Source organism: Oryzibacillus soli, assembly GCF_051594765.1.
GTDB lineage: Bacteria > Bacillota > Bacilli > Paenibacillales > NBRC-103111 > Paenibacillus_AR.
Map to the genome: position 1 here is coordinate 1 of NZ_JBPPGJ010000022.1, position 20126 is coordinate 20126.

The 20126-nt window shown below is 58.3% G+C and carries 17 protein-coding genes; 13 read left to right on the forward strand and 4 right to left on the reverse strand.

Annotated features, from left to right (window positions below; all coding sequences use genetic code 11):
- Positions 1-325 precede the first annotated feature (325 nt).
- Together ACSEXW_RS23780 and ACSEXW_RS23785 are read left to right on the forward strand one after the other, a co-directional pair.
- The gene (locus ACSEXW_RS23780; RefSeq protein ID WP_438448679.1) at positions 326-871 is read left to right on the forward strand and encodes an NAD(+) diphosphatase; all 546 of its coding nucleotides are present in this window, start codon (positions 326-328) and stop codon (positions 869-871) included.
- A 185-nt stretch (positions 872-1056) separates the two neighbouring features.
- A complete protein-coding gene (locus tag ACSEXW_RS23785; protein WP_438448680.1) occupies positions 1057-1608 on the forward strand; it encodes a hypothetical protein in 552 nt (183 codons plus the stop codon).
- A gap of 152 nt (positions 1609-1760) precedes the next feature.
- Here ACSEXW_RS23785 and hmpA read toward each other — a convergent pair whose 3' ends face one another.
- Together hmpA and ACSEXW_RS23795 are read right to left on the reverse strand one after the other, a co-directional pair.
- Entirely contained in the window at positions 1761-2981 is a 1221-nt protein-coding gene (gene hmpA, locus ACSEXW_RS23790; protein ID WP_438448681.1) for an NO-inducible flavohemoprotein, read from the reverse strand.
- Between the two features lie 297 nt (positions 2982-3278).
- A complete protein-coding gene (locus ACSEXW_RS23795) occupies positions 3279-3845 on the reverse strand; it encodes a hypothetical protein (protein ID WP_438448682.1) in 567 nt (188 codons plus the stop codon).
- Positions 3846-4098: 253 nt separating this feature from the next.
- Here ACSEXW_RS23795 and ACSEXW_RS23800 point away from each other — a divergent pair, with 253 nt between their 5' ends.
- Positions 4099-4782: a hypothetical protein gene (locus ACSEXW_RS23800; RefSeq protein WP_438448683.1), complete on the forward strand. Its 684-nt coding sequence runs from the start codon at positions 4099-4101 to the stop codon at positions 4780-4782.
- Between the two features lie 67 nt (positions 4783-4849).
- On the opposite strand, the gene ACSEXW_RS23805 is transcribed toward ACSEXW_RS23800, so the two are convergent.
- Positions 4850-5401 carry a hemerythrin domain-containing protein gene (locus tag ACSEXW_RS23805; RefSeq protein WP_438448684.1) on the reverse strand — a complete coding sequence of 184 codons (552 nt, stop codon included), beginning with the start codon at positions 5399-5401 and terminating at the stop codon, positions 4850-4852.
- A 148-nt stretch (positions 5402-5549) separates the two neighbouring features.
- Here ACSEXW_RS23805 and ACSEXW_RS23810 point away from each other — a divergent pair, with 148 nt between their 5' ends.
- The 3 genes from ACSEXW_RS23810 to ACSEXW_RS23820 all read left to right on the forward strand — a co-directional run bounded on the left by ACSEXW_RS23810 (position 5550) and on the right by ACSEXW_RS23820 (position 8839).
- On the forward strand, positions 5550-7835 hold the full coding sequence (locus ACSEXW_RS23810; protein WP_438448685.1) for a nitric-oxide reductase large subunit: 2286 nt from the start codon (positions 5550-5552) through the stop codon (positions 7833-7835).
- Between the two features lie 117 nt (positions 7836-7952).
- Positions 7953-8243, forward strand: coding sequence for a CGCGG family putative rSAM-modified RiPP protein (locus ACSEXW_RS23815; RefSeq protein WP_438448686.1), 291 nt, complete (start codon positions 7953-7955; stop codon positions 8241-8243).
- A gap of 107 nt (positions 8244-8350) precedes the next feature.
- Entirely contained in the window at positions 8351-8839 is a 489-nt protein-coding gene (locus ACSEXW_RS23820) for a hypothetical protein (protein WP_438448687.1), read from the forward strand.
- A 106-nt stretch (positions 8840-8945) separates the two neighbouring features.
- On the opposite strand, the gene ACSEXW_RS23825 is transcribed toward ACSEXW_RS23820, so the two are convergent.
- Positions 8946-12932 (reverse strand): AAA family ATPase, encoded by a 3987-nt coding sequence (locus tag ACSEXW_RS23825; protein WP_438448688.1) that lies wholly within the window; start codon positions 12930-12932, stop codon positions 8946-8948.
- A 288-nt stretch (positions 12933-13220) separates the two neighbouring features.
- On the opposite strand from ACSEXW_RS23825, the gene ACSEXW_RS23830 reads away from it, so the two are divergent.
- The 7 genes from ACSEXW_RS23830 to ACSEXW_RS23860 all read left to right on the forward strand — a co-directional run bounded on the left by ACSEXW_RS23830 (position 13221) and on the right by ACSEXW_RS23860 (position 20088).
- Positions 13221-14891: an ATP-binding protein gene (locus tag ACSEXW_RS23830; protein WP_438448689.1), complete on the forward strand. Its 1671-nt coding sequence runs from the start codon at positions 13221-13223 to the stop codon at positions 14889-14891.
- Positions 14892-14966: 75 nt separating this feature from the next.
- Positions 14967-16565: a spore germination protein gene (locus ACSEXW_RS23835; protein WP_438448690.1), complete on the forward strand. Its 1599-nt coding sequence runs from the start codon at positions 14967-14969 to the stop codon at positions 16563-16565.
- Between the two features lie 11 nt (positions 16566-16576).
- The gene (locus tag ACSEXW_RS23840) at positions 16577-17785 is read left to right on the forward strand and encodes a Ger(x)C family spore germination protein (RefSeq protein ID WP_438448691.1); all 1209 of its coding nucleotides are present in this window, start codon (positions 16577-16579) and stop codon (positions 17783-17785) included.
- 1 nt (position 17786) lies between these two features.
- Positions 17787-18014: a hypothetical protein gene (locus ACSEXW_RS23845; RefSeq protein WP_438448692.1), complete on the forward strand. Its 228-nt coding sequence runs from the start codon at positions 17787-17789 to the stop codon at positions 18012-18014.
- Positions 18015-18031: 17 nt separating this feature from the next.
- Complete coding sequence (locus tag ACSEXW_RS23850) at positions 18032-19120, forward strand: GerAB/ArcD/ProY family transporter (protein ID WP_438448693.1); 1089 nt, start codon at positions 18032-18034, stop codon at positions 19118-19120.
- Between the two features lie 123 nt (positions 19121-19243).
- On the forward strand, positions 19244-19612 hold the full coding sequence (locus tag ACSEXW_RS23855; protein WP_438448694.1) for a sensory rhodopsin transducer: 369 nt from the start codon (positions 19244-19246) through the stop codon (positions 19610-19612).
- Complete coding sequence (locus tag ACSEXW_RS23860) at positions 19609-20088, forward strand: YbaK/EbsC family protein (RefSeq protein WP_438448695.1); 480 nt, start codon at positions 19609-19611, stop codon at positions 20086-20088. Before ACSEXW_RS23855 ends, ACSEXW_RS23860 begins: the two co-directional genes overlap by 4 nt.
- Positions 20089-20126 lie beyond the last annotated feature (38 nt).

Below are 20126 nucleotides of genomic sequence, written 5' to 3' on the forward strand. Positions count from 1 at the left end.
TCTTCAGATTATTCTCCTTGACGAATGCCTTCACCTGTTCTTTACTAAACCGTGCCACCTGTGTCATCCTCTCAAACCGACCTTTCCTTCTAGTTTACTAGATTTGGTTTTGAGAGTTTACACAAAATATTTTACAGACTCTTTTCGCGCGGCGGACCTGAAGGCCCTTGGACTGCAAGAGGCTTTTTGGAGAAGTGGAATCAGCAGACAACCTGCACTGGCCAAGTGGCGGAGCCATCCGGTCCAAGCGGCCTTAAACTAGTGAGAGTTCGTGAATACCAGAACGTTAGGTGAATTTGCCTGAAAGATTATGAGGGAGAGGACGATGAAAATGAACTACTCCTATTGTCCTGAATGTGGTGCCAAAACGATACAAAAAGAAATAGGAGAAGAAGGTTTGCTACCTTACTGTGTAGAGTGTAAGAAACCTTTTTTTGATCTGTTTCACCAGTGTGTAATTGTCGTTGTTATTAATGAGTTTAATGAGGTCGCTTTGTTAAAACAAAAAAAGATATCTGAAGAAAATTTAGTGTTAGTTGCAGGTTATGTAAAGAAAGGTGAAACTGCTGAAGAGGCAGCCATTCGCGAAGTTAAGGAAGAAACAGGCCAGGATGCAGAAAAAATTACATATGTTAGAAGCTACTATCATGAGAGAAAAGGGCTTTTGATGCTTGGGTTTATTGTAAGAGTAAGAAAACAAGATTTCGTAAGGTCTAAAGAAGTAGATAATGTCGATTGGTACAAAGCAGAGGAAAGTAAGAGTCTATTAAGACATGAAAGTATAGGAAAAACACACCTACTTAAGTCATTAGAAGAAATAAAGAAACAGAATAACACAGTTGCTAATTGGGAAGTCGGAGACATCAACTAACACCCGTATTCACGCGGTGGCCCTGTCTGGGCCCAGGTTAGAGGATATTCTGCCAAGCGGAATCAGCAGACAATCCTGCACTATCCGTCGGACCCGGGCGCAAGCGCCCTTAAGCCAGTGAGGGTTCGTGAATACAAGAACGTTAGACGAAATATTAAGCAGAATAATAAAAAGAAGGAAATCAAATGATTAAATTCAAAGAAAGACAGATAGAATTCACAGAATATCCCTTCACGGCGGCATCCGTTTATCCTGATGGAATTTTACATGCAAATGATATAAAGGAAGTGCTATTAAAGCAAATGCCACCTGAAGTAAGAACAATAGGTGGAGAAATTATTTTTGTTAACGCAACCTATAAAGAGCAATTAGAAGCATTCGCAGATTATAATGTGATACCTAAGGTTAGTCGAATTGATACCTGGGGGCTCATATTGGATGGATTTTTAGACACAGAATTTAGTGAAGAGATAAAGGAAAAAGCACTGAAATCACTAGAATCATGTGGAATTACTAGAGAAGAATGTATAGCAATTAGAAACTCTTTGAAAGATTTGATGATTGCTTATAATTTTATGTCTATGTTATGGGACTGGGTTCATATAGGTCATTTTGACTTACTTCATGCATACAACGGAGAATTAACAGGACATAAATTCAAATTAGGCCAAGAAGAGTTTAAAGAAGTGTATTGGGAGACCATGAAAATAGGGAATAAAGGAATGTTGAGGGTCTGATCACGCGGCGGGCCTGGCGGCCCTTGGCAATCAGTATAAACGCGAAATTAGATATTATTGCCGCTCGTGTGACAAAAGTATTGGTTTAAAGGATCTGATTAGATAAAGCCCGTTCAGATTGCCACTGAACGGGCTGAAACTGCTGCCGGCGATTATTGGAGGCTTCCGGCCGGTCCGAAAAATTCATAATGGATGCTGCCGGAAGGGACACCCCATTCCTGCAGGGCGTTGTTAACCGCCTTCATGAAGGGAACGGGGCCGCAAAAATAGAAGTCGGCGTCGGGTTCGCCGATCCATTCCTGAAGCACGTGCAGGTCGAGATACCCTTCCTTATGGAAGGCGCCCTCGGCCCGATCGGCTGCCGTCGGCTTTTCATAGCAGAAGCGGACGGACAGCGCGGGATGCTCTCGCTCCAGGCGCAGCAGCTCTGCCTTCATGGCGTGAACGTCACCGCTCACCGCGCTGTGGATGAAGGTCACCGTCCGTTCCAGCTGGGCCTCCAGAGCTGCACCCAGCATGCTGACCATGGGTGTCAGCCCGACGCCGCCGCTGATCAGGACGAGGGGGCGCGAATCCTCCAGATTGACCGTAAAGTCTCCGGCCGGCGCCGAGATCCATAGGCGGTCTCCTTCTTGGATATGGTCGTGAAGGTAGACGGAAACCTTGCCGTCCGGTTTACCCTCCGTGCCGGCCTCCCGCTTAACGGAGATCCGGTAATAAGGCTGGCCCGGACGGTCAGACAGGCTGTATTGGCGGATCAGGGTGTGCTCCTCTCCGGGTATCCGGACTTTTAGGCTGATATATTGGCCGGCCTCGAAGGGGGCCAGGGGGCCGCCATCCAGAGGTGCCATATAGAACGAGGTAATGGAGTCGCTCTCCTGTTCCTTACGGATAACGCGGAATTCTCGGAAGTCCTTCCAGCCCCCGGGCTGGGTTTCCGCTTGGCGGTACATCTCAGCCTCCACGCCGATAAAGGCATCGGCGATGACGCCATACGCCTGGGCCCAGGCGTCCAGAATCTCCTCCGACGCAGCGTCCTGGAGCACGTCCCGGATGGCGGCCAGCAGACACTGGCCGACGATGGGGTAGTGCTCCGGCTTGACACCCAGGCTGCGGTGCTTGTGGGCGATCTGTCTGACAGCCGGCAGGATGGCCTCCAGCCGTTCGATGTGGACGGCAGCCGCGTAGACGGCATTGGCCAATGCTGTTTGCTGGCGCCCCTGCTTTTGGTTGGCATGGTTGAACACATGCAAGAGCTCCGGATGCCGGGAGAACAGCAGCTGATAGAACCGGGTGGTAATGGCGGTTCCATGGACCTCTAGGATAGGTACGGTCGATTTGATGATCTCAATGGTATCTTTTTGTAGCGGCATGACAGCAGTTCCTCCTCACGGTATTTTCTTCCGTCTACTCTAGAGCATGTAAAAGGGCTCAGGTGTGATATTCGTCACATTTATGGCACTAAAGTGACAAAAATCACACAACACCAACTCGCCTAAGGACAGAACTCCAGCGGATGGAGGGAACCGAAGCACGTGTTGAATGGTCTTGATGTAGGATAAGCTCGGGAAGGCGCGTAGATGCCGGATCCCAACAAGATAGAAGAAGCCTCATCTGTGGCCCATATGCCATAGAAGAGGCTTCTTCCATTCCTTTCCTCGAAATCACGTCTACCGGGACTGCAGAGTCCGCCGCTCCACCAGCCATGCTGCTCCGCAGATGGCGGCGGAGAGCAGGGCACTCAGTATCACAGAACCTCCGGCATGTATCAGGAGGAATGGGATCCAGGCGATGCTTAAGGTGCGGTGGATCGTCCGCATATGCACATTGCGGATCCGCTTCATCAGCATCCCGTAGCCTGCCAGGGCGGCGAGTACAGTGAAGGCTGCCAGACCGGATAAGGTGCCGGGCTGCAAGCTGGTATAGAACAGGAAGTACACGCCATGGGCCAGAATGAGGGCCAAAGCGGCATAGCCCGAGGCTTGATGGACGGATCGGAGGAGCTTGCTGAGCTTCTTAAGAAGGATCGATTCGGACCTTCGCAGACTTTTGAACCGGATCCAGAGGAAGGATAAGGCCCCGAGAAAGACGGCGGCGGTTCCGAGGGTGGTCATGGCCTCCTTCAGGGAGCTGTGCACATGCCGGGCTTCCGGCAGGAGGAAGGAATAGGAGCATAAGCCCGCCGCGGCCAGAAGAAGAAGAAGGGAGGGGATCCAAACGCGTTTGCTCGAGGACATGGAACATGGCGCCTTCTTTCCGAATAATTGGGGAATGCTTGCTTCTTATTATACCGCACGATGTTACCGCAGCGTTAAGCCAGCCTGAATGTTGGCTGAAAAATCGGCCTCTTCTCCTAAAGGCACAGAGCGGGAAGAGGTGTTTTTGTTAACAGATATAATGTGGTATCCGTTACAGAATGTATCTGGAAATTATTATAAGATGATAATCGTTGTAACAAATCAATCCGAACGATTAAAGGAGTGTCCATCCATGAGAAAATCCGTAATCCGCCTTGTGACCATCACCGCCCTGGCCGCCTTCCTGAGCCTGCCTGCCGCCGCGTTCGCAGCCGAAGCCGAAAAGGGAGCGGGTGCACCTCCCGAGGCTCCCCCGGTGAAGCCCAGCCATGTGAAGCTGGAGACGGAAGGGGAATTCACCTCGCTGCAAATCGGCAAGACCGTCTACGTCTACAATGCGGACGGCCAGCTGTTCCAGACCTCGGGCAAGGGGCAGAAGGGCTCCTTCCAGGATCTGTTCGTCCTCCCGTATGGGCCGGCGCAGGTGCCCTTCGTGCTGGTGAAGAACGACGAAGGCCTGAAGGTGTTCAGCGACCTATGGCCGGAGTTCACGAAGGACGACAAGGCGAAGGCCGAGGACACCGTGGAGGCGTATGACAGCGGCCGCGTATTCTATACCGCCCAAGCCAAGATCGTCAGCAAGACCGGGCACCATTACGCCGAGCAGGACGGGGACGAGGTGGTGGCTTACACCGCCAACGATTTCTCCGATCTGGACAAAGGCTTCCATGAATCCATCCGGGTTCAAGGCAAGCTGAGAGGCCTGATCCTGTACGATTGCTGCCCATACGCCGTTGTGGAGGACAAAGAAGGCAACGTGCTGGTCTACCACGCCGGAGAAAACGGCCCCATCGTGGCCGGCTCCATCGATCTGTAAAAACGCAAAAACGCTCCGGAAGCCTTCCTCTAAGGGAAGGAGCCGGAGCGTTCTTTCGTTATACGGGTTAGGCCGAGGTGCCGGTGTGGCCGGCCAGCTGGTTTTTGTCCTCGGGGGTAAGCAGCTTCTCAGCCATCGGGAAGAGAATGTTCTCCTCCTTCATGAAGTGGTCCGTCAAGATGGTTTGGGCGGCGATGGCGTAGCCGGCCAGCTCTGCGGCGCGTGCGGCGGGAACGGGGGCCGTCTCCGCCTTAGTGCCCTCCAGAAACCGGCCCAGATTGGCCTTGGCCTGATCGTGCTCGTACTCCATGACGGCGATCGGGCCTGTCTCCCGGCCGATGTACTTCGCCATTAGCGGGAAGAGGACGCCTTCCTCGATTCCCGAGTGCGGGTCCAGCTGCTCCGCGAAGGCTTGGACCTTGGTCCGCAGCTCCGCCAAGGGCTCGCTCCAATCCGTGGTGCTATCGTCTTGACCGATCGGAGCCGCCATCCGTGCGAATTCGTTCATTTGCTCCCGAAGGGGGCCGTGCTCGCGCTTGAGCTGGGCGAGGGGGGCGCAGAGCTCGACGCTGTCCGCTCCCATCATGGCACTGGCGCAGGTATGACCGTGTGCATCCATCGTGATTCCTCCCATTATTCTACTGTTCTTTCCAGTGTAGCTTATATCGGAATCCAGGTTGTGATTCGGCGCACATTTTATGCATGCATGGAAGTGTGAATCGTTGGAAACGTTACCTATAGAACCCTAACAGGAGGTGTGATCTGCATTGAATGCCAAAAAACTATGGATCAGCTTGGCGATCGTGATTGTCGCTTCATTTGCCGTACTGGGCTATTACGGCGGTGAGATTTACCACACCATGCCGCCGATCCCGAAGCAGGTCGTCACAAGTGACGGCAAGGTCATCGTGACCGAACAGGATATCCTCGACGGTCAGAATGTATGGCAATCCATCGGGGGACAGGAGGTGGGAAGCATCTGGGGGCACGGTGCCTATGTGGCTCCCGACTGGTCGGCGGATTGGCTGCACCGGGAATCCGAGCTGATCTTGGGCCGTTGGGCCAAGGTGACGCCGCCCAAAACCTACGAGAGCCTGGACGACGAGACCCAGGCGGTGCTTTTGACCCGACTGAAGAAGGAAATGCGCACCAACACTTACCAGCCGGATACCGGCAAGCTGGTGATCTCCACGGACCGGGCCTACGCCTATGACGAGCTGAGCCGCTACTATGCTTCTCTGTTCGGGAACGATCCGGCCTTCGATTCCTTAAGGGACGGCTATGCGATTCCCAAGAACGCCATCTCCGATCCCGCCAGGCAAAAAGCGCTCAGCGCCTTCTTCTTCTGGGCCGCCTGGTCCTGCTCCACGGAACGGCCGGGCAGCTCCATCACCTATACCAACAACTGGCCCCACGAGTCCCTGGTGGGCAATACGATGACCGGGTCCATGGTGATCTGGTCCGTCGTCAGCTTCGTGCTCCTCTTGGCCGGGGTCGGTGCCTTGGCTTGGTACTACGCCGCCCAGAAGCATCATGAGGGAGAGGAACAGTTCCCGGACAAGGACCCGCTTCTTGGGCTGTCTCCCACTCCTTCGATGAAGGCGACGCTTAAATTTTTCTGGGTCGTCACGGCGCTGGTCGTCGTACAGGCGGCGCTGGGCGCCATCACCGCCCACTACCAGGTGGAGGGGAGCAGCTTCTACGGCATCCCCATCTCGGAATGGATCCCTTACTCGGTGACGCGGACCTGGCATACCCAGCTGGGCATCTTCTGGATTGCCACGGCTTGGTTGGCCACGGGTCTGTTCGTCGCTCCGGCGGTTTCCGGGCATGAGCCTAAGTTCCAGAGAGCGGGAATCAACTTCCTCTTCGTCTGCCTCCTGATCATCGTGGTGGGCTCCATGGCGGGGCAGTGGTTCGCCATCCAGCAGAAGCTGGGCTTCCGGACCAACTTCTGGTTCGGCCACCAAGGCTACGAATACGTGGACCTGGGACGGTTCTGGCAGATCTTCCTGACCGTCGGGCTGTTCCTCTGGCTGTTCCTGATGACGCGCGCCATCTGGCCGGCCCTGAAGCGCAAGCAGGAGGGCAAGCACCTTCTGGCCTTGTTCCTATTGGCCTCCACCGCCATCCCCGTCTTCTACATACCGGGGCTGATGTGGGGGCAGCACACGCACCTGGCGCTGGCGGAGTATTGGCGCTGGTGGGTGGTGCATCTGTGGGTGGAGGGCTTCTTCGAGGTGTTCGCTACCGTGGTCATCGCGTTCCTGTTCACCCGGATGGGCCTCCTGCGGGTCGCCACGGCCAACAGCTCGGTGCTGTTCTCCACGGTGATCTTCCTGTTCGGCGGCATCATCGGAACCTTCCACCATCTGTACTTCAGCGGGACGCCCATCGGCGTACTGGCCTTCGGAGCCGCCTTCAGCGCGCTGGAGGTGGTGCCTCTGTGCCTGATCGGCTTCGAGGCTTACGAGAACCTGACGCTGACGAGGGCAAGGCCTTGGGTGACGGCTTATAAGTGGCCGATTTACTTTTTCGTGGCGGTGGCGTTCTGGAATCTGGTGGGGGCCGGCTTGTTCGGATTCTTCATCAACCCGCCGGTGGCGCTCTACTATATGCAGGGCTTGAACACGACGCCGGTCCACGGACATACGGCCTTGTTCGGCGTGTACGGCACGCTGGGGATCGGGCTGATGCTGTTCTGCCTCCGCGGCCTGACCACCAACCGGGAGTGGAAAACGGGGGTGCTCCGCTTCTCCTTCTGGAGCATCAATATCGGGCTGGCGCTTATGGTCCTGGTCAGCCTGCTGCCCATCGGGCTTATGCAGACGTGGGCCAGCGTGGAGCATGGCATGTGGTACGCAAGATCCGCCGAATTTATGGGCAAGGGGATTATCCACAACTTCGTATGGATGCGGGTGATCGGGGATACGATCTTCACGGCGGGGCTCCTGGCGCTGGGGTGGTTCGTCCTGGGACTGAAGACCGGCTGGTCGCTGAAGGACGAGCGGGTGCCCTACGTGGGCGATAACGGCGCTTCGGCCCGGAAGTAAGAAACTCTGGATCCTGTGACGCCCGTCACGCCGGCAGCATCTCCTTGTGATAAGCTGAAGCCAGCGTTTCCGGTAACCGGAATACGCCGCATCTACGAGAGCAGGGAGGAGCTTACGATGGGAAGAGGCTGGAGGGAAATCCGGACCAGGGACTGGTCCTTGAACCTGGAGGATGAAGCTTACGCGGACAATCAAGAGGAGCTGCTTGCGGCTTCCGTCGAAGGAATTCGCGGGACAGACGCCGGCTGCTATGTCAACCTCGTCACCCCGGGCGGAGCGGGACATCCGGAGGAGGGATTCATCCCGGCCTTGGAGCGCCGTCTTCGGGAGGACGGGATCGATGTGGCGGAGATTCGCTATATCGGCGAGTGCGGCTGCGGGGGCTTCGTCACCCGGGTGTTCCGATAATCTGGCCGGATTTCATAAAAAATGGGTTGACGGCGAGAGGTCCCCTTCTGTAAAATTGGTTAATCCAAGCATAATACTTGGAATTCCAGAAGTGGGGGATTCGATCCGTGTTTTTGCGTAACGTGTTCATCTGCGTTTATCTGGTGGCCGTGTATTGGCTCTCCCATCATTTTGCTCCGGCCAAGATGGCCTTCTATCCGACGCTGGGAGCCTTCTGCTTCCTGTTCATGAAGAAGGGAGGACCGCTTCCGCACATGGCGCGGATTATCCTCGGGGCGTGCGCTTCGGCCGTCATCGGCAGCCTGCTTCACTACGTGGATGCCGGAGCCGTCTCGTTCCTGATCACGACGGCCTTGACTCTGACCCTGATCCAGGTCAGCCGGCTGGATGCGGCGCCGATCATGGCTGTTTCGATCATCCCGTATTTCGTCCATCCCACAGCCGTCTGGATACTGCCGGCGGCGGTTCTCGTGTCGCTCAGCGGCCTGCTGGTGCCCATATGGCTCTTGGACCGACTGGAGAAATCCGGCTGGGCGGCTTCCCTCGAAGCAGCCGTCCTGCGCACGCTGAAGGCGAAGGCCGGGTTGAAGGGGTAAAAGATAAAGAGGCTGTCTCTACAGCAGCCTCGTGCTTACAAAAACAAAAAAACTGCTCGGCGTATGACCGCCGGAGCAGTTTTTTTGTTTGCCGTCCGGATCCCCATTAACGGCGGCCCTGCTCCTCAAGCTCCAGCCGGGCCTGCTCCGCCTCATGGGGCATCCGGAGCTGCTCCGCCAGCTCCCGGCTCTGCCGCAGGAAGCGGGCGGCCTTCCGCAGCGCGCCCTCCAGCCGGGCCAAGGCCCCCCGGCAGCGGAGATACCTCGGCTTCGCGATGGGGAAGACGCCCGCGAAGGTCTTCAGTGCGCGCAGAGCCGTATGCAGATCCCGCCGGAGCGCCGTGCTCTCCCCGGTCTTGCTGCCGGCCCACAGCTCCAGATAAGCTTCGGCCAGTGCCGCATACGCATCATAGGCGTAATACGCCGTCGGAGAGGACTGCCGGATGGAAGCCAACGCCCGGGCGGCGTAGGACTTGGCCTGATCCCTCTGTCCCAGGCGCAGGTGGGTGCAGGCCAATTGGCTGTATACCCGGATTTCCTCCGTCAGCCCGATATTGGCCGGAATCAGACCTTCGGCCTCCAGCAAGAGAGGCAGAGCCTCGCCGGGACGGCCCTGATAGAGGCGATTCTCCGCCTGGGCCATGAGCCCCCAGGATTTGGCCTGGACGTTGCCGCTGCGGCTGCCGGAGTCGTAAATCTCAGCCGCCAGCCTGCTGCTGGCTTCAAAATCCGCATCCCGGTAGCAAAGAACCTTCACATAGAGGTAGGAGCAGGCCTCCCAGTATCGGCGGTCTCCGAGGCGCTCGTAGATGGCCATGCCCACTTGGGCGTATTCGCTGGAGGATTCCCATTCGCCGATACCGATATGGTACAGGGAGCAGTCCATGTTCACCCAGGCCGTCGCGACGGGGTCCCCCAACATCTCCGCCACCTGGAAGGCCTGCCGCTTATAGGCCCGGGCCAGCCGGTGCAGGGAGACGATGCCGGCGGTGACGCACATGTTGCCGGTGATCTGGGCCAGCTCTACGGAGGCTCCTGTCTCCTCGCCCAGGTTCAGGCCATGAAGGGAGTGGTAGATGTTGTCCTTCGGCTTGTTCGTGAAGAAGGCGATCTCCGACAGCCGGAAGTAGCACCGGGCCAGTTCCGGAGCATCCCCGCTCCGGCCCTCCAGCCGGCCGAAGTACCGGGCGGGACGGAGCCGATGAAGGAGCTGCAGCAGCAGCTGCTTGCCCGTATGCTGCACGAATTGCACAGCGGTCGAAGCCGGCTCCTTCCCGAAGAGAGCCAGCGCCTTCTTCAGCTGGACGTAGGCCTCCGCCATATCGCCCACTCCCATGCAGGCTTCGCCGAGAAGCCGGTGCCAGCGGGCGGTGTGGGGTATGGGGGCGTTGTCCGGCACTAGGGCCAGCAGTTCTCTGAAGGCATGGACCGCCTCGGGGTAGGCACCGGTCTTCATAGCTTGCAGGCCGACCTGCTCCAGATAACCGACCGCCTTGTCCGTATTCTCGGCCTTGGACCAATGGTGCGCCAACAGCGAATAATAGGGTGACAGATCTGTGCCCCGGCTCTCCAGCCATTCGGCGGCGGCCTGGTGGAGTTGCTTCCGCTGGGAGCGGAGCAGCATGTTATAGGTGACCTCCTGCGTCAGGATGTGCCGGAACAGGTAGCTGAGATCGGGCTCCAGACTTTCGAGGACGGTCAGATTTACCTCTTCGAGGGTGGTGAGCTGCGTCTTGATCTCTTGCTCGGCCGTCCGGTAGGGCAGGATGCCCAGCAGGAAGGAGCAGGTGAAGAGCCGTCCGATGACGCTGGCCACCTTCAGGACCAGCTGATCCTTGGCGGGCAGCCGGTCGATCCTGCTCATGATGATTCCTTGGATGCTCGGATTGAACAGCACGTCCTGCAAGCTGCCGGAGCCGTTCCGCATCCTGCATGTACCGTCATCGATCTCCAGAAAGCCCCGGTCACGGAGTGAATAAGCCAGCTCCTCGCTGAAGAGGGGGTGACCCTCCGTCTTGCTCCAGATGAGTTTCACCGCTTCCTCCGGAAGCGACGCAACGCCGAGCCGCTCACAGATCAGGCGGACCGTGTCGGACTCCGAGAGTCCCTCCAGGAGGATGGGCTCCGGACGGCAGGCTTCGAGGTACATCCGGTATTCCGCCGGCAGCAGGCTCTGGTCCGGCGGCTCCGGCCGCATAGCCAGAATGAACAGCACTGTCGGCAGATGCCTGGAGGCGGTAAGCAGCATGGACCAGGAGGCAGAGTCCATCCAGTGCACGTCGTCGAGAATCACGACCGCAGGCTCTGTTCCCAGGGCCGCATGCAGCAGTTCCGCGAGGAGCGACTGGGTGTTGTCCGCCCGGATCCGTCCCGCCATGTGGACGGTTCGGTCGTTGTCCTTCAGTCCCAATGGCAGGACGGCGTTCAACAGGGGCAGAAGTGGCTCGCGTCCGGCCGGAAGCAGACTCCGGACCTTCTCCAGAAGCTCCTTGGCCGCCTGCTCAGGCCTCCTATCCAAGACCGTTCCTAGGGCTTGGTGGAACAGCTGCCGCCAAGGATAGTAGGGAGTCAGACGGTCGATGGAATCTGCGGCGCCGGACAGCACCCGCAGGCGAAGCTCCTCAGCCATCGCACGGGCGGCATGGAGCAGGCGGGATTTGCCCATCCCGGCCTCACCCGTAATGAGCACGGCTCCGCCTGCTCCCTGCGGCAAGATCTGCATCCGGCTCCAGAGCTCGCCGGTTTCACCCAGCCGTCCGATCAAGGCGTCCGGCATCGGCTCCATTGCAGTGCGCCGGACCGCTTCGACGGGTTGATAGACCCGGACCGGCTCGGGGAAGCCCTTCAGGCTCAAGGTGCCCCGAGCCTCGCATCGGAAGCCCGAGGCCGGCCGGCGGGTAGCCTCATCGCACAGGATGGCTCCGTCTGCGGCTTGCATCAGCCGGGCGGCCAGGTTCATGGTATCGCCGATCATGGTGTACTCGCGGCGGATCTCGCTGCCGATGGAGCCGCAGAAGACGGGGCCGGTGGCGATGCCTACAGAGGCCCGGACGCCGAGCTTCGCGAGATGGGCATGCAGGGCTAGCCCTGCGGCCAAGGCGCGTGAGGTGTCATCCTCGTGAGTCATGGAGGGCAGTCCTAGGGCCGCGATGACGGCGATCCCCTTGTCGTCCAGACTGATCTTGTTCATGGCGGCATCCTGCTGCAGGAGAACGTTCTGGATGACCTCGATTGCTTGGTGAAGCCGTTCGGTGCCGGTACGGATATGGAATTCAGGCAGATGGATGAACAGCACCGTGACATGACGCAGCTCCGCGGCCCATTCGCCCTGACCGGAGGTGACGGCGGCCCATACCGCCGGTGGCAGGTACGGGCTCAAGAGTCCCGGCTCCGGCTCCCGGACGGCTGCGGCGGCCGCAAGCGGTGCAGGCTCGGGCAAGGGCATCTCCGCCCGGATGACCACTCCTGCGGTTGCGCCCGGAACAGGCTCTACCTTATAGGCGGACCCATCCAGAAGAGTGTACGCCTCGGGTGAGAGCAGCACCTTGCCCGGCTCGGCCGAGCCCCCGCAAGCCGACATCTGACGGATGGCATCCCCGGACAGAACCAGATCCCAGCGGCCCCGTACACCGCCTGCGTAATGATAGGTGAGGGAGCCGGCGCTTACCGTGATCCGCAGCGATAGCTGCAGATCGGGGAACAGCTCCTGATGGTGGAGGAGCTGCTGCAGACGGAGTCCGCACAGGGCGGCCTGCTCCAAGGCTGACCGCAGCGGGGCTTCCGGGCCAGGCGCCGGCCAGACGGCCAGCAGGGCATCGCCGGCGAACTGGACCGTCTGGCCCCCGGCATCCCGGATCCGCGCTGTCATCGCACCGAAATAAGTATTCAAGATTACTGTCAGCTGCTCCAGACCTGATGCTCCGTTCTGGATGAGCCGGCGGGTTAACGGGGTGAAGCCGGAGATATCGATGAGCATTACGGCGCCTTCTTCCTGCACCGCAACCGGGTGGAGCCGGCTCCAGCTTTTATCGCACAGGCGGGCCAGCATGCAGTCCGGCAGATATTGTGTCCACTGCTCCGCAAGACGGTTCATGGGGGTGTGGTCTCCTTCCTCGCCAATCGTACTTCCCTTGTCAACACCCATTCATTATAGGCGATAGTCAAAATCTGGCACTATAGAACGGAGGTCTCACCCGTCATGACCGCAAGTCGGGACTTTGGAACTTGCAGGAGGGAGCTGAGTGACGAAAGTTGTCGTTGAAAGGTTCGATAGCTTCTATCGTAGAGAGTAATGTATACTAAATAGTAACAATTTTTCAAAATCCAGATGTAAAAACCGGCAAAGAGAGAGAGGCCGATTCTATCGGAGAGAGAGTGAATCATGCTGTTGAAGGAATATTTTGTTCAGCTGGGGATCATCATGTTCCCCATCACCGTCTATCAGATCTGGATGTTCGGGAAGTCCTACAACCAGCTTCCCCAGAGAACCTGGATGCTGGGCTTGTATGGGGGACTCTCCGCCATTCTGTGCCAGACCATGCCCGTCCACATTCTCGGCAAGCCTGAAAACTTCCAATGCGTGCCGATTATCTTGTCCATCCTGTACGGCAAACGCCGGGCGGGACTTCTGTCCATCACCATTCTGATCGTGTATAAGGCGGCGGTGGACCCGTTCAACGCCGTCATGGCGTGGGATATCTCCGCCGTGCTGATCTACTCTGCCATCCCTCTGGCTTACTGCTTGCGCTTCGACAAACTTGCTCAGCGCAAACGGCTCCTCGTCTCTCAACTGCTATCCGTGGTGACCTTGCTGGTCCAGCTGATGCTCCTGCTCGCCTATTTTACAGCCCGCTTCGGCGGATCGGGACTCCAGCGGCTTTCCGAATATATCCCCTTCCTGGCCATTGCCTGCGTGATCCAGCTCGTGATCATGGGGCTTCTGTTCTTCCTGTTGGAGAATATCATTGAGCATGGGCGGATGATGGAGCGCCAGAGCTCGATCATCGATTACAATCCCTTGGGGATCGTGTTATTCGATGAGCATAAGCGCTTCGTCTCCGTCAATCCGGCTTATGAGCGGATCATCGGCTACAAGAAGGAGGAGCTTGTGGGGAGGTCTCGTCTGGAGCTGTGGTTTGAGCCGGATCATGAGTTGGCGGAAGCCATTCTCCATGAGGCGGCGCCGGGTGGCATCATGCAGAACATCGAGGTGTCCCTCCGCCACAAGAACGGCCACCGGGTGCCGGTCCGTTTCACGATGCTTCCGATCATGGCGGGCGAGGCCCTTGCAGGCTATTTTGCCATGGTGATGGATATGACGGAGATGAAAGAGGCGGAGGAGATGGTGCGCAACTCCGAGAAGCTGACGATGATCGGACAGCTGGCTGCAGGGATCGCCCACGAAATCCGGAACCCGCTGACGGCCGTCAAGGGCTTCCTTCAGCTGCTGTCCCAACCCGGCGGTCCTTCCCACTCCCGGTATTACGGCATCATTCAGGAGGAGATATCGCGGATCGAAGGCATCATAAGCGAGATGCTGATTCTGGCCAAGCCCCACGTTGTCTCCTACAGGCCGGTGGATGTGAAGGAGAAGCTGGAGGAGGTGGCCTCCCTCCTGGAGGGAGAAGGCAACATGCAGAATGTGGAGATCCGCAAGGACTTTACGGACCGGAGACCCTTGGTGCTGGCGGATGGGAACCAGTTGAAGCAGGTGTTCGTGAATCTGGGCAAAAACGCGATAGAGGCCATGCCGGAGGGAGGCCTGCTCACGATCCGGATGAGCCAGGAGGGAGCGATGCTCCTGATCCGGTTCGAGGACAATGGCGGCGGGATCCCGGCCGAGATCCTGAGCAGGATCGGCGAGCCCTTCTTCACCACCAAGGAAAAGGGGACCGGTCTTGGCTTATTGACCAGCAGGCGCATTCTGGCCGATCACAAAGGGAGCTTGGACATCGCAAGCAGCCCTGGGGAAGGGACAAGCGTCGGGCTGGTGCTTCCTGTCCTGGAGGAAGCAGGCTCTGCCTGTCTGGAGGCGGCTTCAGCCTCGGAATGACATGACAAAGTTGGATAAAACAGGGGGCTCCTGTTCAAGCTAAGGTCAGATCAGCTTGAAGGAGGAGCATGGGGAATGGGGATCTCCCGAACGATCCGCAAAGTGATGGGCCCGCATCGGAGCACTTCTTCAGACGGGAAGGATAATCCTCCCTCTTCCGTTCCGTTGACGGGCCGCTTGGAACAGGATCTGGAGGAGGTCCGTCACGCCTTCCGCTTAAGTACGGATATCATGATCCGGGAGATCGAGTTGGGCAGCCAGGAGGTCTGCCGGGCCGCCATCGTCTATGCGGACGGCTTGGTGGATGGGGCTGCCGTTCAGCATTCCATCCTGGCCGCCCTGATGTGGACCCCCGAAAAGAGGGAGGCATCAGGACAAGCTTCCCGGACCTCTGAGCCTCCCTCCCCTTCGGATTGGATTAAGAACCGGATCATTACCATCGGCAACCTGAAGGAAGTCCGGGACCTGGAGACGCTAGCCACCTTGGTGATGTCAGGCTTCACGGTCGTTATGGCCGATGGGATGCAGGCCGCAATCGGCGCAGATACCTGTGGCTGGGAGGACCGCGAGGTGTCCGAGCCCATGTCCCAAACCGTCGTGCGGGGGCCGAGGGAAGGCTTCACCGAAACACTGCGGACCAATATCGCCCTGGTCCGGCGGAAGATCAAGGACAGCAGACTGGCATGTCAGCGCATGCAGATCGGGAGGGTCACCAAAACCTCCGTTGCCATCATGTTTATCGAGGGCATCGCCAATACGAAGGTGGTGGAGGAGGTCCGGAAGCGGCTGGACCGGATCGACGTGGACGGCATTCTGGAGAGCGGCAATGTGGAGGAATGGATCCAGGACGAGAACGTTACGCCTTTCCCGACTGTGTACAATACGGAACGGCCCGACTCCGTCGCGGCCTGTCTTTTGGAAGGACGGGTCGCTATTCTTGTGGACGGCACCCCTTTCGTTCTTGTGGTGCCCTTTCTGTTTATCCAGAGCCTGCAGTCTTCAGAGGACTATTATCAGCGCGCCGACATCAGCACCTTTCTGCGCCTTCTGCGGTTGGTCTGCTTCTTCATTGCGCTTCTGCTGCCGTCTCTGTACATCGCGGTGACCACCTTCCATCAGGAAATGCTGCCGACCCCGCTGCTCATCAGCCTGGCGGCCCAGCGGGAGGGCATTCCTTTTCCGGCTTTCATCGAGGCCTTCATTATGGAGGTCACCTTTGAGATTCTCCGGGAAGCCGGGGTCAGGATGCCCCGCGCCATCGGCCAAGCCGTATCCATCGTAGGGGCGCTGGTCATCGGCCAAGCGGCGGTGGAGGCGGGAATCATCTCGGCCTCGATGGTCATCGTCGTTTCGCTGACAGCCATCTCCAACTTTGTCTTTCCTTCCGTCAACCTGGCCATCTCCGTCCGGCTGCTCCGGTTCGTCATGATGGGGCTGGCCGGTTCCTTCGGCCTCTACGGCATCACGCTGGGCCTCCTGGCACTGCTGCTGCACTTGACCTCTCTGCGGTCCTTCGGCGTCCCCTATATGGCTCCGTTCGGCCCCTACGTCGCGGAGGACCAGAAGGATGCAATCCTCCGGGTTCCCTTCTGGGGGCTGATCTCCCGTCCCCGCTTGATCAGCCAGAAGAATGTGATCCGGACGGGGGCAGGGCCCAAGCACAAGAAATCATGAGAGGCCGGAGGGTGGTTCATGTGAAGAGGTGCTGCGGCCTTGCCGCGCTTCTGATCGGTCTCCTCTTCCTGTCCGGCTGCTGGAACCGCAGGGAGCTGAACGATCTGGCGCTGGTGGTGGCCATGTCGATCGACAAAGCAGAACAGGGGTACCAGGTAAGCGTACAGGTCGTGGAGCCTGCCGAGATCGCATCCAGGCAATCCAGCACTTGGCGCACTCCCGTCGCCGTCTATTCGGAGACCGGCGAGCAGATCTTCGAGACGGTCCGGAAGATGACGAAGGTGACCCCGCGCCGTCTTTATTTTCCCCATCTCCAGATGCTGGTGCTGAGTGAGGCGGTGGCCAAGGAAGGGATCTCCAAGACGCTGGATTTCATCAACCGGGACAATGAGTTCCGCAAGGACTTCTACGTGGTAATCAGCCGCAACCGGCCCGCGCGGGAGATGCTGGAGAATGTCACCGCGCTGGAGAAGATTCCGGCCAACAAGATGAATTCCTCGCTGCAGACTTCGCAGAAGTCATGGGCGCCTACCTTGGCCGTCCAGCTGGACGATCTGATCGAAGGCTTGTCCAGTGACGGGGGGAGGCAGCCTGTGCTGACCGGGCTTGTCTTGTTCGGAGATGAGTCCAAGAGCGGCACCCGGGAGAATGTGGACCGGACTCGTGCGTATGCCCAATTGGAATACCAGGACATCGCTGTCTTCCGGAAGGACAAGCTGGTGGGCTGGCTCAACGAGAGCGAGAGCAAGGGATACAACTACATTACGAATCATGTGAAAAGTACCGTAGGCCCGATTAATTGTCCCGACGGCGGCAGGTTCGGGGTGGAGATTCTCCACTCCAAGTCTCACGTGAAGGGCAAGGTGGTGCAAGGGAAACCATCCGTGGAGGTACGGTTGGAGATTGAGGTGAACATCGGGGAAGTTGCCTGTCAGGTCGATATTACCGATCCCGGAACGATCCGGCGGATGGAGGAGGAGGTCGAGAAGAGGAATCTAGAGATATTGGAAGCCTCTGTCGCGAAGGCCAAGAAGCTGAAATCGGATATCTTCGGATTCGGCGATGCGATCCATCACTCCGATCCCCAAGCCTGGAAGACCCTGAAGAAGGATTGGGACGAGCAATTCACCAATCTGGAGGTGAAGCTGATGTCGGATGTGAAGATCCGGCGGACAGGCACCGTCAACCGGTCCTTCACTCACAAGGAGGAGGGGAAGTAGGATGCTAAGCGGATTAATGATTGTCTTGGCGTGCGTCATCATCGTGCTGCTGGAGGTGCCGGGGATACTCCGGGAAAAACGGCGAAGAGAGCTGGCCGTCTTCTCCGTGCTGCTGGCCATGGCGGCCGGACTGACGATCGCACAAGCCTTACGGGTACCGCTGCCGAATCCGGTGGACGGTCTTATCGCTCTCTTCAGCCCGGTATACCGGTGGGTGCATGCCCTCTAGGATAAGGAGGATTCCGGATGGAAAAAGGAGTCATCACCAACAGCCAGTTTACGATTCTGGTGATCATGTTTCTAATCGGCAGCTCCACGCTGATCGCGCCCCCCCTCTTGGTCATGGAAGCCAAGCGGGATGCCTGGATTTCCGGGCTTTTGGCCATCAGCATCGGGCTGTTTTTCGCTTGGCTGTGCGGCGTGCTGGCTCATCGGGATCCGGAGCTGAGTCTGGCGCAGAAGTGTGAGCGGATCCTGGGCAAGTGGCCCGGGAAGCTGGTTGCGCTCCTGTTCGTCCTGTTCTTCCTTCTCTTGACGTCTGCGCTGGTTCGGATCATCGGGGATTTCCTCACCACCCTGATCATTACGGAAACGCCGATCCAAGCCGCAGAGCTGGCCATGCTGCTGGTGGTGGTCATGGGGGCTCGCCTGGGACTGGAGGTTTTCGCACGGACGGCAGAAATTCTAATCCCCTGGATCATGATGTTCTTCATCATCCTGACCGCTTTTCTGCTGCCGGAGATCCATCTGTCCCGTCTGACACCTGTGCTTGAGGAAGGGATGCGGCCGGTACTGTTCGGCTTGTATCCCTTGTTCGGCATCCCCTATATGGATCTGATCGTCTTCCTGACGATCACTCCCTATGTGGCCAAGACGCAGTACGTCGGCCAAAATCTCCGAACGGGAGTATGGATCGGAGGAGGGATTCTGGCCATGAACGCCTTCCTTGCCATTGCGGTTCTAGGGGCGGACTTCACCAGCCAGTTGAATTATCCGATCTACGGGCTGGCGGAGAAGATTCAGATCGGCAAGTTCATCCAGCGGGTGGAGGTTCTGTCGGGCGGCCTTATGTTCATCACCCTCTTCATGAAGATCATCATCTGCTTCTATGCCACGGCAACCAGTGCCGCCGAGATGCTCGGCTTGAAGACATACCGATCCTTGACTTACCCGCTGGGTCTGCTGGTACTGGGGCTGTCTGTCCTGATCGCCCCCAATATTATCTACTTCCAGAGATTCGCCCTGGAAAGCTGGAGTCCCCTATGCTCCGTGTTCGGCTTCCTGCTGCCGCTCCTTCTTCTCATCGTCCGGGGAATTCGCAGGAGCGGGGCTTAACCGCCTTCCCCCGGATCGGAGGGGAAGATTCTCCGTTAGGGGGATTGTCCTTCCAGGGGAATCGGGCGTATGATCGAATGGAAGGATTAGGGCGAAGCCCATACAGTCGGAGGTGCAGGATAGATGTCATTAGCCAAAGGACACCGCAGCTGGTACATTCCGGACAGCTACATTCCAACCGTAAGCTCCGGACAGCTGATCAGCCACGAGGCGATCTGCGTCTTGAATACGGGCATGGAGGATGCCAGACTTCGGGTGAACGTCTTTTTCGAGGACCGGGATCCGATCGAAGGGATCGAGATCCTGCTGCCGGCCCGCCGAACCGGCCATTTCCGGACGGACCGTCTGGAGAAGGATGGACACAAGATACCGAAGGGCGTTCCCTATGCCCTGGAGGTGGAAAGCAATGTGCCGGTCATCGTCCAATACAGCCGATTGGATGCGACCCAGGCGGAGAACAGTCTGATGACCACCATGGCGTTTCCCGTATGAGCGACGAGTGGAACGAAGGGGCGGAGCGGGTCCAGGAGGCGCTTAGGGCAGCCGGGCATGAGGGGCAGGTCCGCTTCCTGCCTGACAGCGCCCGGACCGCGCAGGCGGCGGCCGACGCCTTGGGCTGCTCCGTGGCCCAGATCGCCAAGTCCATCGTCTTCCGTCTGGCCGGCAGCGGAGAGCCGCTCCTGGTCGTGGCCAGCGGCACCAACCGGGTCAACGAGGAACGGGTGGGACGCCTGCTGGAGGAGACTCTCTCGAAGGCAGACGCCGTCTTTGTCCGCGAGAGCACGGGCTTCGCCATCGGCGGCGTATCGCCGGTGGGGCATGTCAGGCCCATCCGCATCATCATCGACGAGGACCTGTTCCTCCACCGGGAATTATGGGCCGCAGCAGGGCACCCCAAGTCGGTGTTCCCGCTTGGCCCCGATGACCTGGTCCGGCTGACCGGGGGAAGCGTCATGGCCGTGAAGTAGACTCTTGACGCCATGCCATACGAAGCAGCAAGAGGGCG